The sequence below is a fragment of the Campylobacter sp. RM15925 genome, assembly GCF_012978775.1.
GTDB lineage: Bacteria > Campylobacterota > Campylobacteria > Campylobacterales > Campylobacteraceae > Campylobacter_A > Campylobacter_A canis.
In genome coordinates, this window is record NZ_LIWP01000005.1 from 74,050 (window position 1) to 88,433 (window position 14,384).

16 protein-coding genes are annotated in these 14,384 nt (G+C 37.6%); 11 read left to right on the forward strand and 5 right to left on the reverse strand.

The window, feature by feature from the left end; all coding sequences use genetic code 11:
- Window positions 1-11: 11 nt before the first annotated feature.
- A complete protein-coding gene (locus tag CDOM15925_RS04310) occupies window positions 12-689 on the reverse strand; it encodes a response regulator transcription factor (RefSeq protein ID WP_169941464.1) in 678 nt (225 codons plus the stop codon).
- A gap of 98 nt (window positions 690-787) precedes the next feature.
- On the reverse strand, window positions 788-2,191 hold the full coding sequence (locus tag CDOM15925_RS04315; RefSeq protein ID WP_169941466.1) for a Do family serine endopeptidase: 1,404 nt from the start codon (window positions 2,189-2,191) through the stop codon (window positions 788-790).
- Between the two features lie 183 nt (window positions 2,192-2,374).
- Here CDOM15925_RS04315 and CDOM15925_RS04320 point away from each other — a divergent pair, with 183 nt between their 5' ends.
- From CDOM15925_RS04320 to CDOM15925_RS04330, 3 genes are all read left to right on the forward strand, one after another.
- Window positions 2,375-3,280: a DnaJ C-terminal domain-containing protein gene (locus tag CDOM15925_RS04320; RefSeq protein ID WP_169941469.1), complete on the forward strand. Its 906-nt coding sequence runs from the start codon at window positions 2,375-2,377 to the stop codon at window positions 3,278-3,280.
- Window position 3,281: 1 nt separating this feature from the next.
- Window positions 3,282-3,668 carry a heat shock protein transcriptional repressor HspR gene (locus CDOM15925_RS04325; protein ID WP_169941471.1) on the forward strand — a complete coding sequence of 129 codons (387 nt, stop codon included), beginning with the start codon at window positions 3,282-3,284 and terminating at the stop codon, window positions 3,666-3,668.
- A 141-nt stretch (window positions 3,669-3,809) separates the two neighbouring features.
- Entirely contained in the window at window positions 3,810-5,264 is a 1,455-nt protein-coding gene (locus CDOM15925_RS04330) for a potassium/proton antiporter (RefSeq protein WP_169941473.1), read from the forward strand.
- Here the strand turns inward: CDOM15925_RS04330 and CDOM15925_RS04335 are convergent.
- Window positions 5,261-5,551, reverse strand: a complete 291-nt coding sequence (locus CDOM15925_RS04335) for a hypothetical protein (RefSeq protein ID WP_169941475.1) — start codon at window positions 5,549-5,551, stop codon at window positions 5,261-5,263. The genes CDOM15925_RS04330 and CDOM15925_RS04335 overlap by 4 nt on opposite strands.
- Window positions 5,552-5,893: 342 nt before the next feature.
- The gene (locus tag CDOM15925_RS04340) at window positions 5,894-7,168 is read right to left on the reverse strand and encodes an O-acetylhomoserine aminocarboxypropyltransferase/cysteine synthase family protein (RefSeq protein ID WP_169941477.1); all 1,275 of its coding nucleotides are present in this window, start codon (window positions 7,166-7,168) and stop codon (window positions 5,894-5,896) included.
- A 149-nt stretch (window positions 7,169-7,317) separates the two neighbouring features.
- Here CDOM15925_RS04340 and CDOM15925_RS04345 point away from each other — a divergent pair, with 149 nt between their 5' ends.
- Both CDOM15925_RS04345 and CDOM15925_RS04350 read left to right on the forward strand, forming a co-directional pair.
- Window positions 7,318-7,653 carry a hypothetical protein gene (locus CDOM15925_RS04345; protein ID WP_169941479.1) on the forward strand — a complete coding sequence of 112 codons (336 nt, stop codon included), beginning with the start codon at window positions 7,318-7,320 and terminating at the stop codon, window positions 7,651-7,653.
- Window positions 7,650-8,273: an HAD family hydrolase gene (locus CDOM15925_RS04350; protein WP_169941481.1), complete on the forward strand. Its 624-nt coding sequence runs from the start codon at window positions 7,650-7,652 to the stop codon at window positions 8,271-8,273. The genes CDOM15925_RS04345 and CDOM15925_RS04350 overlap by 4 nt, the downstream gene beginning before the upstream one ends.
- Before the next feature lie 130 nt (window positions 8,274-8,403).
- Here CDOM15925_RS04350 and CDOM15925_RS04355 read toward each other — a convergent pair whose 3' ends face one another.
- On the reverse strand, window positions 8,404-9,126 hold the full coding sequence (locus tag CDOM15925_RS04355; protein WP_169941484.1) for an alpha/beta hydrolase: 723 nt from the start codon (window positions 9,124-9,126) through the stop codon (window positions 8,404-8,406).
- Window positions 9,127-9,394: 268 nt separating this feature from the next.
- Here CDOM15925_RS04355 and CDOM15925_RS04360 point away from each other — a divergent pair, with 268 nt between their 5' ends.
- Genes CDOM15925_RS04360 through CDOM15925_RS04385 form a run of 6 tightly spaced genes read left to right on the forward strand, consistent with a single transcriptional unit; the run spans window position 9,395 to window position 14,384 of the window.
- Complete coding sequence (locus CDOM15925_RS04360; protein WP_169941486.1) at window positions 9,395-9,652, forward strand: DUF2018 family protein; 258 nt, start codon at window positions 9,395-9,397, stop codon at window positions 9,650-9,652.
- A complete protein-coding gene (locus tag CDOM15925_RS04365; protein ID WP_169941488.1) occupies window positions 9,645-10,067 on the forward strand; it encodes a hypothetical protein in 423 nt (140 codons plus the stop codon). The genes CDOM15925_RS04360 and CDOM15925_RS04365 overlap by 8 nt, the downstream gene beginning before the upstream one ends.
- 12 nt (window positions 10,068-10,079) lie before the next feature.
- Window positions 10,080-10,973: a polyprenyl synthetase family protein gene (locus CDOM15925_RS04370; RefSeq protein ID WP_169941490.1), complete on the forward strand. Its 894-nt coding sequence runs from the start codon at window positions 10,080-10,082 to the stop codon at window positions 10,971-10,973.
- On the forward strand, window positions 10,973-12,265 hold the full coding sequence (gene hemA, locus CDOM15925_RS04375; RefSeq protein WP_169941493.1) for a glutamyl-tRNA reductase: 1,293 nt from the start codon (window positions 10,973-10,975) through the stop codon (window positions 12,263-12,265). Before CDOM15925_RS04370 ends, hemA begins: the two co-directional genes overlap by 1 nt.
- A complete protein-coding gene (locus CDOM15925_RS04380) occupies window positions 12,265-13,968 on the forward strand; it encodes a proline--tRNA ligase (protein ID WP_169941613.1) in 1,704 nt (567 codons plus the stop codon). Before hemA ends, CDOM15925_RS04380 begins: the two co-directional genes overlap by 1 nt.
- On the forward strand, window positions 13,962-14,384 hold the full coding sequence (locus CDOM15925_RS04385) for an FxsA family protein (RefSeq protein WP_169941495.1): 423 nt from the start codon (window positions 13,962-13,964) through the stop codon (window positions 14,382-14,384). The genes CDOM15925_RS04380 and CDOM15925_RS04385 overlap by 7 nt, the downstream gene beginning before the upstream one ends.

The window sequence follows — 14,384 nt, forward strand, 5'->3', positions numbered from 1 at the left end:
TGAGCCTAAATTTATTGTATCAGCTTATAGCCGATCCCGCGAATTGCATGTATATATGTAGGCTCTTTTGGATTTTCGCCAAGCTTTGCCCTTATCCTTCCGATTATGACATCTATACTTTTGTTTGAGGAGTCTTCGTTTATGCTGTTGCAGTTGTATATAAGCTCTTCACGAGTTATGGCTCCTCCTTCTTTTTTGATAAGGTATTTAAGAATGTCATATTCTGCCGCGGTTAAATTTAAAGCCTCTCCTTTAAATGTTATAGTGTGTTCAAAATCGTTTAATACAAGGTCTTTTGGTGCCATTTTCTTCTCTTGCGAGACAGACACGCTTTGGCGCCTTAAGTGGCTTTTGATACGAGCTAACAGCTCTTGGGGGTCGTAAGGCTTTGGCAGATAGTCATCAGCACCATTGTCTAGAGCATTTACTTTGTCCATTATATCGTGTCTTGCGCTTGATATTATTATAGGTATGTCATGTCTTTTTCTTATCTCTTTACAAACTTCAAGCCCGTCAAGACCCGGAAGAGTAAGATCAAGTATAACAAGATCAAATTTGCCTGTATTTAAAGTAGAAAGCCCTATATAAGGCTCTTCTGCGGTGGTTACTTTTATGTCGTAATTTTCTAGGTATTCGGTTAGGATTTCAGCCAGTTCAAAATCATCTTCAATCATTAAAATTTCTACCATAATATCTTCCTAGCTTGTAATTAATTTAGCCCGATTATAGCAGATTTTGATAAATGTTACAAAAAAGAGCAGGGCGCAAATTTAAGCGCCCTTAAGAATTATTTTATAACGAGCCCTTGTATTATGCCGCCTCTATTAACCCAAACAAGAGTTTTTTTGTTTTTTGAATTTGATAAGGCTTTGTTGAAATCATCGATGTTTTTAATATTTTCTTCGCCTATTTGTATGATGATATCACCCTTTTTAAATCCAAATTTATCTGCTTTCGAGTTGGTTTTGATATCAGTTACCAGCACGCCTACTATATCTTGAGGAATTTTGTATTTGTATCTGATATCGTCTGTTATTGATGTAACGCTAAGTCCTTCAATCGATGAAGTTCCTTTTGCGTCGGTGGTTTGTTGCATATTTACAAGTTTTATTTTAGTAGATTCTACTTTGCCCGAGCGTTCGTAATTTACGGTTATTTCTTTATCCGGAGCAAGAGAGCCTATGATATTTTTAAGATCGTTTGCGTTTTTAACTCTCTTATCATCTATTTGTATTACTAGATCGCCTCTTTTAAGTCCTGCGGCATCGGCAGGAAGACCCTTTTCTACGCTGCTTATAAGAGCACCTTCTTTGTTTTTATATATCTCTTTTTGCTCGGTTGTTAAATTTGCTATCATTACGCCAATGTATCCGCGCTCTATCTTGCCATCTTCTATAAGCTTTTTGGCTATTTCTTTGGTCATATTTGAAGGAATCGCAAATCCTATGCCGTTGTTGCCGCCGCTTCTTGATAAGATAGCTGAATTTATACCGACTAAAGCTCCGCGACTATCTACTAATGCACCGCCTGAGTTGCCGGGGTTTATAGAGGCGTCCGTTTGGATGAAATTTTCGTATTGGTTTAGCCCGATGTTGTCTTTATTAAGACCTGAAATGATGCCTTGAGTGATACTTCCGCCAACTCCGAACGGATTTCCTATGGCAAATACTATATCGCCTTCCATTATTTTAGATGAGTCAGCTATCTTGATGGCTTTTAAATTTTTAGCGTCTATTTTTATGATCGCAAGGTCTGTTTTTGGATCGGTTCCGATAACTTTTGCCTTGTATTCTTGATCGTCTTCAAGCAAGGTTACTACTATCTCATCACTATCTTCGATCACGTGGTTGTTTGTAACTATATATCCATCATTTGATATGATAACGCCAGAGCCTAAAGATGTGGTTTTTTGTTTATCTTGCGGAATTCTAAAATTAAAGCCGAAAAAATCTCTAAAAAACGGATCGTTAAACATCTGATCTATGCCGTTATCTACTGTAGATGTCTTTGTAGTCGAGATATTTACAACCGATTTTTTAGCTTCTGATATTGAGCTATTATATGAGAGGATTACGCCTTGAGTTTCTTCAGGATTTACTCTTGTTGCATCATCTCTTGCTTCATTAAATGTTATCGTAGTAGCAAATAAAGAACAAGCCGCTACCAGAGATACTGCTAATATCTTTTTCATCTTTATGTACATCCTTTACATTGTTTAAATTTTAAAGTGAAATTATAAAATAACCCGCTTAACGCAAAGTTAATACTTTAATTATAAGTTTGATGAATTGTAAATTTGTCTAAGCTTGATTGACATAGACTAAAGTTTTATGCTACAATTTTTATAAAATTAATTAAACATAAGGATAACAAGATGAGTAGTAGTCTTTATGATACGCTTGGCATCTCAAAGAGTGCGTCAAGTGAAGAGATAAAAAAGGCTTACAGAAGACTGGCTAGAAAATACCATCCTGACATTAACAAAGACGCAGGCGCTGAGGATAAATTTAAAGAGATAAATGCCGCTTATGAAATTTTAAGCGATGATAAAAAACGAGCGCAGTATGACCAATATGGCGATGCGATGTTTGGCGGTCAAAATTTCCATGATTTTGCAAGCAGCTCTGCTAATATGGGTGATCTTAACGAAATTTTAAGAAATATCTTTAGCGGCGGATTTGGTAGTGCGGCAGGAGGCTTTAGTAGCTTTTCTCGCGGCGGGTTTGGCGGATTTTCAAGCAGTGATTTTGATGGCGGGTTTGGCAGTTTTGCTCAGGATCTAGATATAAAAGCAAGAGTTAATATACCGTTTGAAGTCGCGGTTTTAGGCGGAGAGCATAGGATAAATTTAAATGGCGAAAGCTTAAAAATCAAAATTCCAAACGGTATAAACGACGGTGAGAAGCTTCGCATAAAAGGCAAAGGCAAAACTTCTAAAAACGCTGGCACCGGCGATCTTATATTAACCGTAAGCGTGGATGAAAGCAGTGAGTATGAAAGAGATGGCGACGATCTTTATAAAGATGTTGAAATTCCGCTTAAAATAATGCTTTTTGGCGGCAAATTCGCTGTTTCTACACTGCAAAAAGATGTGACGATAAAGATAGCTGAAAATTCAAAGACAGGACAAAAGATCAGGCTCAAAGGGTATGGAGTAAAAAACCGCAAGAGCGGACTTTATGGAGATTTGTATCTAAGGGCCAGAGTGGGGCTTCCTGACGTAAATTCGCTTGATGAAAATTTGATACAACTTATGAAAGAAAAACTTCCGGAGAGATAAAATGCGTGGATATGATGAACCGGTTTATTTGATAAGCGTAGTGGCAAAAGTACTTAGCATACACCCCCAAACCTTGCGTCAATACGAGCGTGAGGGGCTTGTAGAGCCTTCAAGGACGGATGGGCGAATGAGGCTTTATTCTGAAAAGGATTTGGACAGAATCAAGATGATACTTCGCTTAACGCGTGATTTGGGCGTAAATTTAGCAGGCGTTGATATCATCCTTCAGCTAAAAGAGCAGCTTGATCAGTTCGAGCAAACCGTGGATGAGATGAGAGGTGAGATAGAACGACTCTCAAGTGCGGGAAGTGTACTGTCTAAAAAAGCTCTGGTAAAGCGCAAAAACAGCTTTGATCTTATCTTTTACGAAGAAAAGGATAAAATTTAAATAAAATAAGCTTGCTTTTGATATAATTTTTATAGCAAAAGCCTATTGTAAGCGGGCTTATATATAAGACTAGAGTTGAAATTTGATTTATGTAATAATTAAATTTAAAGTCCAAATTTGAGTATAGTTACGGGGTGAGAGTTGGAAAATTTTTTGCTATTTTTTGCTATTTTGTTGATAGCTAGTATCGTATTTAGCAAAATTTCAGATAAATTCGGCATCCCGTCACTTATAGTATTTCTTGCCGTTGGTATGCTGGCCGGATCTGACGGGTTGCTTGGAATTGAATTTAGCAATCAGAAAGTAGCTCAAGATGTGGGCACCATCGCACTTATATTTATACTTTATGCAGGTGGGCTTGATACGAAATTTAAAGCCATAAAGCCCGTCATGCTAAATGGCATAATCCTTGCTACAATAGGCGTTGCGCTAACTGCTAGCGGCGTTGCCGTGATAGTGAAATATCTGCTTGATTTTTCGTGGATGGAGGCGTTTTTATTTGGCGCGATTATCTCTTCAACCGATGCTGCTGCGGTGTTTGCTATCTTAAAGGCTAAAGAAATTTCGCTTAAAAACAACCTAGGACCGCTACTTGAGCTAGAATCAGGCTCAAACGACCCGATGGCGATATTTTTAACCATGACTATCATTCAAATGATATCGCTTGCCACCATACCTGCGCCTGCTGATGTGGCGCTTGTCTTGCTTGAGCAGTTTTTGCTGGGTGGAGTTATGGGATATATATTTGGGGTGCTGATGCCCGCTATTTTTAACAGGCTTAGGCTTGAATACTGGGGGCTGTACCCCGTTTTTTCCATAGCTTGGGTCCTGCTTCTTTACACTCTTTCAGTTAAAGTCGGAGGAAACGGCTTTTTGGCGGTTTATATCGCAGGAATTTTCATAAATAAAAAAGAATTTGCACATAAGAAAAATTTAGTAGGTTTTCACGACGGTATCGCTTGGACGATGCAGATAGTTGTGTTTCTTACGCTAGGGCTTCTTGTGTTTCCTTCGGCATTGCCGTCGGTTGCGCTTATGGGGTTTGTTATCGCGCTTTGGATTATGTTTATCGCGCGTCCGATAGGGGTTTTTATCTCGCTTATGTTTTCAAGATACGCAATACGCGAAAAGATATTTATCTCTTGGGTCGGGCTTCGCGGAGTAGTTCCCATAGTGCTTGCAACATATCCTTACGGAAGCAAGCTGCCAAATGCCGATCTTATCTTTAATACTATATTTTTTATCGTTCTTATTTCTATAGTGATCCAAGGAACGACGCTTGAATTTGTAGCTAAAAAATGCGGAGTGGAGGATGATAGCGAAAAGGCAGAAGACATAGAAGCGTCGAATTTGCCTATCTTTTATCAGACTTTAAGGCAGCATACTATCCATTTTGGCTCTGAGATCATCGAAAAAAACTTAGCCGAGCTTGAGTTGCCGAGTGATTTTCTTATCCTACTTATCAAACGCAAGGGTGAATACATCAAGCCTACGGGCTCATCGGTATTCGAAGAGGGAGATTTGTTGCTTATTCAATGCGAAGATGAAAACAAATACAACGAAATTCTAAAAACTTATTTTGTTCCGCAGAATTAGAATTTTGATATAGTTTTTGCATTATTATTTAGTAGGTTATCTTTCAAAATTTGCTTTATTTCATAGTTGTATTTAAGCAATCCGGTTTTGACATAGCCACAAGATAAACCACCGCTAGTTCCATATATTTCTCTTTGAATACTTGATAAAATCAGTGAATTTTGGCAGTGTATGTTATAAATTTTAGCTATTATTTTAGTTGCGTTTGTGTCTTTGTAAACATTAATAGAATTAATTTTTTGCGTAAATTTAAAATCACTTTGATTATTTGAAAATTTTACATACATACTTTCTAAGTTGCTTATAGTAAAATTATTATCAACTACAACAATTTCATAGTCTTTGCTAATATTGCATTTGTACTTGTATATGCTACGATTGATAATATCAACAAATAGTACTATTATAAATTTGATTTATCACTATACCTCAAGCAAAAGAAATTATAAGTATTAAAATAATGGTTAGCATTGCCACTCTTTCATTTTTAGTGATGTGTATTGATTGGATATTTGATAAAACTTAAGAAACAGTTTTCAGTTTATAAAATAATTATAGCTTGTTTTTAAGATTAAAATGAAAGATTAGCTAAAAGTGAGAGAGTTTAAACTCTCTCGTAGATTTTAAACTTACGCTTCTAAAGCCTGTTTTAGATCTTCGATCAAATCATCTGTATCCTCTATGCCTATGCTTAGGCGGATAAGTCCTGCAGGCACTCCGATCTTAGTTAGTTCGCTAGGTGGAATTTGCTGATGTGTGGTTGAAGCCGGGTGGGTGATGATGGATTTTGAATCGCCGATATTAACGACAATGCTAAAAATTTTAACTTTATCAAGCACTTTTTTAGCCTTCTCAAAGCTATCAACCTCAAAGCAAAGCAGTCCGCTTGCCATACCGCCGTCAAAGTATTTTTGAGCTCTTTCATATCCCGCATCGCTCTTAAGTCCAGGGTATGTTACGCTCTTAACCTCTTTGTGAGAATTTAAAAATTCAGCGATTTTTAGCGTGTTTTCCGAGTGCTTTTTCATACGAATAGCAAGCGTTTCAAGCCCTTGAATAAGCTGCCAAGAGTTAAACGGAGAAATCGTAGCGCCTATATCGCGGATAAGCGAAAGTCTCATTCTAAGTGTATATATATCAAAATTCTCGGTAAGATCTGCATATATGAGTCCGTGATAGCTCTCGTCCGGACCTTTGAAATGTGCGTATCTTGCGCTTGTTATTATCTTTTGATTTAGCCCTTTACCGGCAACCACTACTCCGCCGATACTAAGCCCTTGACCGCTCATGTATTTGCTTGCGCTATGTACTACGACATCCACTCCGTGCTCTATAGGGCGGAATAATATCGGCGTAGGCACGGTATTATCGGCTATTGTTATAATGCCGTGTTTGCTTGCGATAGCGACTATCTTTTCGATATTTGGGATGGCGATTTGAGGGTTTGAGAGCGTTTCAAAAAATATCGCGCGGGTTTTACCGTCTATCAAATTTTCAAGATCGTCCGCGTTGTCGCTATCAAAAGCTCTTGCTTCTATGCCAAATCTCTTTAGCGTGTGGTGAAACAAAGAGTTTGATCCGCCGTAAATTTTCTTGGCTACGATGATGTTTTCTCCTGCCGCTGCGATATTTGAAACTGCATAAAATATAGCAGCTTGACCGCTTGCGGTAGCTATAGCCGCCACACCGTTTTCAAGAGCCGCCGCTCTAGCCTCAAATATATCTGTGGTAGGGTTGTTTAGTCTTGTGTAGATAGGTCCAAGTTCCGCTAGCGCAAAGCGATTTGCGGCAGTTTCTGCGGTGCCAAAATTGTAAGCCGTAGTTTGATAAAGAGGTATCGCCATCGAGCCTGTACCTGTTTTGCTATCGTAGCCAAAGTGGGTGGCAATAGTTTCTTGCTTCATTTTTTTGCCTTTGTGGTAAATTTAAATTTCGGTATTATACAGATAAAAAGGTTACATTTTATTAACACTTTCGTTTTGGAAATTAAAATTTAGGCTTAAATTCAAAGTGCGAAAGTAGGGTATAATTGTATTTTTGTTTGGAGATTTAGATGAACAATGTGGGATATGATAAATTTAGGCGCGTAAAGTACTTGCGCGGACTTGAAAAATTTGCAAAGTCGGCTATAAGCGGGCTTAAAAGAGAGGATTATGATGAGGAGCAATTTCGCTTAAGAGTAGCTAAAAATGCCGAAATTTTGGCTAAAATAGAGCCTGTCTATCTTGATTCGGCTTATTCAAAAGCGCTTGAAAAATTTGTAAATTTAATCATCGCAAATAATGATAGAAATGAACTTTTGGACGCGGCAAATTCGCTTGAAAAGCTAAAAAATTCCAAAACATATAAAAAAGATAAACATAAAAACAGATACAAGGATGAAGATTGAAAACGATAATTTTTGATATGGACGGCACTTTGATAGATAGCTCAAAGGCCATTTGTGTTACGGTAAATGAAGTGCGTAGAGAGCTTGGATTTGAGAGTGATCTGAGCGAGGAATTTATACTAAGAGCTATAAACGAAGTAGGGCGAGATCTCGGCAAGGAATTTTATGGATTAAACGTCATAAATTCAAGACTTCGAGACGGCTTTGAGGCCAAATTTAAGATAAATTATGATAAGTATGCAAGAGCTTATCAAGGAGTGGACGAACTGCTTAAAAAATGTGTAGAGGCAAACTATTTCGTAGCACTTGCCAGTAATGCACCCAACGAAACATTAAAAGATATTTTAATAAAAAGTAATATTTATAAATATTTTAATCATATCATAGGGGCTAGTAAGGATGTGCCTCAAAAGCCTGATCCGACTATGATAAATTTGCTTAAGGATATGGGTGGATTTAGTAAGGTTTTGTTTGTGGGAGATAGTTATAAAGATGAGCTTGCGGCTATTAATGCCAAAGTGGATTATATAAACGTATGTTGGGGGTTTGGAGCTAAGAGTAAGGATGCTATAAATATATACGATACCCAAAAAGCATGGCAACATATCGAGACTTTGTAGTAACTACATAAAATAATACATATAAAAATACAAATTATTTTACATATAAATTTGGCTTAAAATATATTAAAATTAAGCCAAATTTTAATTTTTATCTTTTTATAACTTTAAAATTTCACTCCAAATTTCTTCAGGAAAAGTTCTTGTCTTTACAAAATTTTTCCAATATCCAAATTTTCAAATATCTTAACTGTTTTTCTGTATGAAACCAGTGTTCTGCTTCATTGCATATCGTCACAGAACAATTAAAATTACTGGCGAATTTAATTATGGTATCTATTTTAACCATCTCATCTTTTTTGCCATATAGTATTTCGGTAGGTAAATCCCATTTTTCAATAGGATTGTCTAAAACATATTTAAAATATTCCCAAGAAAGGATTTGTCCAAAATCTGTTTTGATAATTTTGCATTGTTCTAGTTGAGTAGCTGTTACATTGGCGTAGGACATCATATCTAAAATCAACTTCTTCATGTCTAAAATTGGAGATACAAATAAGCAAGAATAAATTTTATCATTTTTATATGCCAGTATGCTAAAATAAGCGCCTATACTGGTTGCATACAGAGATATTTTAGACCATCTATTTTTGATAAAATTCATAAGTGATTTTAATTCCGCAACCACATTTAAAGGATTAAACTTATCTTTTTCATACACTCTTTCGCCGTGTTCAGGCAAGTCAACGCTAATAACTTGCCAGCCGTGTTTGCATACTATTTTTGAAAACAATTCCGCTTCTTCTTTGTTGCCGTATTGTCCGTGTATGTAGATGCATATTTTTTCGCATGACTGACCCCATAAAATCGCTGGTATTTTACCGATATATATTTTTCTTCTTGCAAGATTCATTTTATAGCTCAAGCCGATATTAAAAATATTTGTATTGTTATTTTAACTTGTCATATCATTTTTTGTCAATCTATTTAATATTAATATTTGCTCTGGCACTTTTTAAAAATACAAAAAATCAGCTTGCAAATTTCTAATTCGTATTTATATAAAATTATTATTTAATATTATTTTATTTAAATATATACATAATAAAAAAGCGTCTTTTATAATCAAAATAAAAGTTTGTTTGGCTATAATAAATTTAAAATTTATTTAAAGGAAATTTATGGATTATGATATCTTTGCTCAAAATCCAAGAGATAAATTTTTTGATATTTTATTTAACGCAAACAGAAATTTAGTAGAAAACGAAATAGAAAAACTTCTTGAAAAATTCGTAGCGATGAGTATATATTGCGAACAAAGCGGATTTAACGAAATTGCGCAAAATGCTTTTATAACACAAAATCAAACCGAAATTCACGATAGCTTGAACGATATCTATATCGGGATTAGTGGGGATATTTTAAGTCAAAATGAGTAAAATACTATTCGTTTTTTTTGTTTTTTTAGCGCCCTTGCAAGCGGCAAATATCGCCTTTGAAGAAGAGCATCTTTTCGAGCTTAAGAAAGACGAGTGGGCAAGGGTTTTTGTAACCGAAAAAGGCACTAGCGATCGCGATAGTTTTGACTTTAGATGGACGCTTTTTGATAATACTAACATCATAGTCCATACTCGATATAGAAATTATCCAAGACAGCTTGTTCTTTCGCTTAGAAGAGGTCTTAGATCTTATAAGCAAAGCCTTATTCCCGATTACAAAATGCCGCCAAACGACATAGCTTGGCTACTTCTTGAATTTGAGAATTTTAAGGACGCGAAAGCGAACTTTAAAGTTTATATAAAAGATGAGCCAAGACGCCTTGAGATCGAATTTAAAGATCCCAAAAGGCAGTAAATAAGGGGTTTTATGGATAAGATTGATGAAATAATGAGAGGCTTTATAGCAGAGCTTGGCTATGAGCGCGCAGATGAGATTTTTAGTGAGATTAGCTCCGGCAAGAAGCTTCGTTCAAAGCTGATTTTAAAGATAGCGGGCGAAACTCAAGAGAGCCTTAAAATTTGTGCCGTTATTGAGCTGATTCATCTTGCAAGCTTGCTTCACGATGACGTGATAGACGGATCTGATACTAGGCGAGGCAAAGCTAGTATCAATGCAAAATTCGGAGCCAAAAACGCCATAATGCTTGGCGATATACTTTACTCTAAGGGATTTTTTGAGCTTTGTAAATTCGGCGAGAAAATCGCAAGCGTAATATCTGATGCGGTATGCAAATTAAGTATCGGCGAGATGATGGATGTGGAGCTTTCAAATTCTTTTAATGCCGACAAAGAATCCTATAAAAGGATGATTTATTATAAAACCGCCGTTCTTATAGAGGCTAGCTCTGCCGTAGGAGCTATTTTGGCGGGTCTTGATGAGAGTAAATTTAGAATTTACGGTAAAAATCTAGGACTTGCTTTTCAGATAATCGATGACATATTAGATATAACCCAAGATGCAAAAACTCTTGGAAAGCCAAATTTAAGCGATTTTAAAGAGGGAAAAACCACGCTTCCTTATATCTATCTTTATGAAAATTTAGACCAAGAAGGCAAAAACAGGCTTTTAAATCTCTTTAAAAAAGAGTTAAGCAACGAAGAAAACGAATGGGTAAAGGCTAAGATGAGCGAATTTAATATCATAAAACGCTCTATAAAAGAGGCTAAAGATCTAGGCGAAGAGGCTATAAAAAGCATAGAAGAATTTGGCTTAGACGGGCTTAAAGATATAGTTAGAAGTATGATTGATAGGGAATTTTAATGCATTATTCAAGTGTGAGCTTCACGCATAAAAATACAGACATCTCTGTTCGCGAGAGATTGTCGTTTTCAAATGTGGAGCGTAAAACGGAAATTTTAAGGCTTTTAAAATCAAGCTCAAACATAAACGAATGCATGGTTTTAAGTACCTGTAACAGGGTTGAGATCATGGCAAACGTAAAAGAGCTTGATGGGGCAAGCAAGCATATTTTATCGTGCATAGCCGTGCTTTGCGGGATTGGCTACGAAGAGCTGCAAAGCAGAGCCGATATTTACGAGGATAATGGTGCGATACACCATCTTTTTGCGGTAGCCAGCTCGCTTGATAGTTTGGTTATCGGAGAAACTCAGATAGCAGGTCAGCTTAAAGAGGCTTTTAGATTTGCCTGTGCGAACGAAAGTTGCGGTGTAAAGCTAAATATGGCGATAGACCATGCCTTTAAGTGCGCCGCGGAAGTTAGAAATAAGACTGAAATTTCTAAAAATCCGATATCGGTTTCAAGTGTAGCGGTTGCAAAGGCTAAAGAGCTGCTTGGCGGAAACATAAGCGGAGCTATGGCGCTGATAATTGGCGCAGGAGAGATGGCGGAGCTTGCAGCCAAACACTTAATCAGCAACGGTGCCAGAGTAAAAGTGCTTAGCAGAAATATCGAGCGTGCTAAGAGCTTGGCAATGTCGCTGGGGTGCAATAACGCCTATGATAGTTTAGAAAATTTAAAAGAATACGTAAATAAATATCAGATGATCTTTTCGGCTACAGCGTCGCCTTATCCGATTATAGATGATACGATGATTAAGGAGCGGGAATTTACAAGATATTTCTTTGATATCGCTGTCCCTAGGGATATCGCCGTAACTCCTAGCGAAAAGGTGCAAATTTACGCGGTTGACGACTTGCAGGAGATCGTAAATAAAAACTTAGCCCTAAGAGAAGAGCAGGCTCAAGTAGCTTACGGTATAGTGGGCAAACATACAGTTGAGTTTTATAAGCATATAAGAGAGCTTGCGGTAACGCCCGTTATAAAAGGCATAAGAGAACAGGCTAAGCAGTGCGCTCAAAGGGAGCTTGAAAAGGCGATAAAAAAGGGCTACCTTAAAAATTCCGACAAGGATGAGGCATATCGCTTGATACATCAGGTTTTTAAGGCGTTTTTGCATAAGCCTACGGTGAATTTAAAACACCTTTCAGAGGGTGCGAAGGCCGATATAACGGCAAAGCTTGTCGGAACGATATTTGATGTGTCCGATGAAGCGCAGATAAAAGATGAAGAATTTGAATGGGAGAACGAGTAGTGAAATTTTCAAGATTATACGCACCTACCTCAAAGGAAGCGCCAAAAGACGCCAGCTTGCCAAGTCATATCTACTTGCTTAGGGGCGGATTTATCGAGCAGACTGGAAGCGGGCTTTATAACTTCTTGCCGCTTGGTAAAATCGTGCTTGATAAGATAAAAAGCGTCGTTAAAGAGGAGATGGATAACGCAGGAGCACAAGAAATTTCCATGAGTATGGTCACAAGCGGCGAGCTTTGGAAAGAGAGTGGGCGATTTGATGTATTTGGCAAAGAGCTTTTGAGGTTTAAGGATCGCAAAGAAAACGACTTTGTTCTAAGCCCTACGAACGAGGAGTCGGTTGTAGCTCTTGTGCGTGGTAAAGTTACTAGTTATAAGCAGCTGCCTTTGAATTTGTATCAGATAAATACCAAATTTAGAGATGAGGCGCGCCCTCGCTTTGGACTGCTTAGAGGCCGTGAATTTTTGATGAAAGATGCTTATAGCTTTCATGTAAACGAAGAAGATCTAAAGCGCGAATTTGATCTTATGGAAGAGACCTACTCGAGAATTTTTACCCGTTTGGGGCTAAATTTCCGTGCGGTTGAAGCAGATAGCGGAGCGATAGGCGGAAGCGGAAGCAAGGAATTTATGGTTCTTGCAAACAACGGCGAAGACGATATCTTAGTATGTGATAGCTGTAAATACGCAGCAAATATAGAAGCTGCCAAAAGACAAAAGCGAACTAGCGATGCCCAAAGGCCTGAAGCCGATGCGAGCAAATTTTATACTCCTAATGCAACAACCATAAAGGACATAGCTGAATTTTTTAGAGTTAGCGAATTTTATACCATAAAAGCGGTGATAAAAAAGGCTATTTATAAAGACGAAGAAAAGATCGTAGTGTTTTTTATCCGTGGCGATGACGAGCTTCAAGAGGTTAAGGCTACTAATGCGTGCGCAGCGCTTGAGATAATGGATGCTAACGAAGAGGAGATTTTAAAAGCTGGTATCGTGGCGGGATTTTGCGGACCGGTCGGACTTAGCGGCGTGGAGTTTTTTATCGATAAAGAGCTAGAGGGCGAAACGCAGATGATTTGCGGAGCCAACGAGAAGGATTATCACTTCGTGGGCGTTAGCGTTACTAACTTTAACTCGGATAGATTTAAGGATTTAGCAGAAGTCAAGCAAGGCGACAGATGTCCGCATTGCGGCGGAAAACTCAGCGTTAGCAAAGGCATTGAGGTAGGGCATATCTTTCAGCTTGGACAGAAATACTCAGCCGCGATGAATGCGACGTTCCTTGATGAAAACGGCAAAGCCAAGCCTTTTTATATGGGTTGTTACGGTATCGGAGTTAGTCGTTTGGTTGCCGTTATGATAGAAGCCAGCCATGATGAAAAGGGTTGTATCTGGAAAAAGGAGTGTGCGCCTTTTCATGTTCATATCATAATCTCAAATTTAAAAGATGAAGCGGGAGTAAAATTTGCAAACGAGCTTTATAGTGAGCTTAAAAGCTTTGGGATTTCGGCTCTGCTTGATGATAGAAATGAGAGATTTGGCGTTAAGATGAGTGAATTTGAACTTATCGGAATTCCTTATGCAGTCGTAATCGGAAAAGGTCTTGAAGGCGGCGAAGTCGAGTTTATAAATCGAGCAAATTTGCAAAAGACTTCCATTGCAAAAGATGAAATTTTAGCAAAGATCAAAGAGGCGTTATGCTAAGATTTCTTTTTATGCCTTATGTCGCAATTGAAGCGATATGCGCTTATTTTTTTATTAGCGAGTATGGATTTTTAACTCTTGTTTTAGAGGTTATCTCTACGGCTGTTTTGGGGATGTTTTTTATGTTTAGAGTTGGATTTTTCCAGCTTTTTTCAAGGATACTGCTTCTTAAGCCGAGCGATCTTTTTGGTGTCTTAGGAATGCCTATAGGCGGATTTTTTCTATTTCTTCCGGGTGTTGCTACGGATACTTTAGGCGTTATCCTTGTGATCTTTGCTCTATTTTCAAATTTTAAAAATCCATCTTTAAAAAGCGAGCAGAGCGGCGAATTTCGTAGCTATAAAAATGAAAAAAGCAGTGAGGAAGGCGAAATCATAGATGTTGAAGTTGTCGAAGAAGAGCGCAAATATAAATAA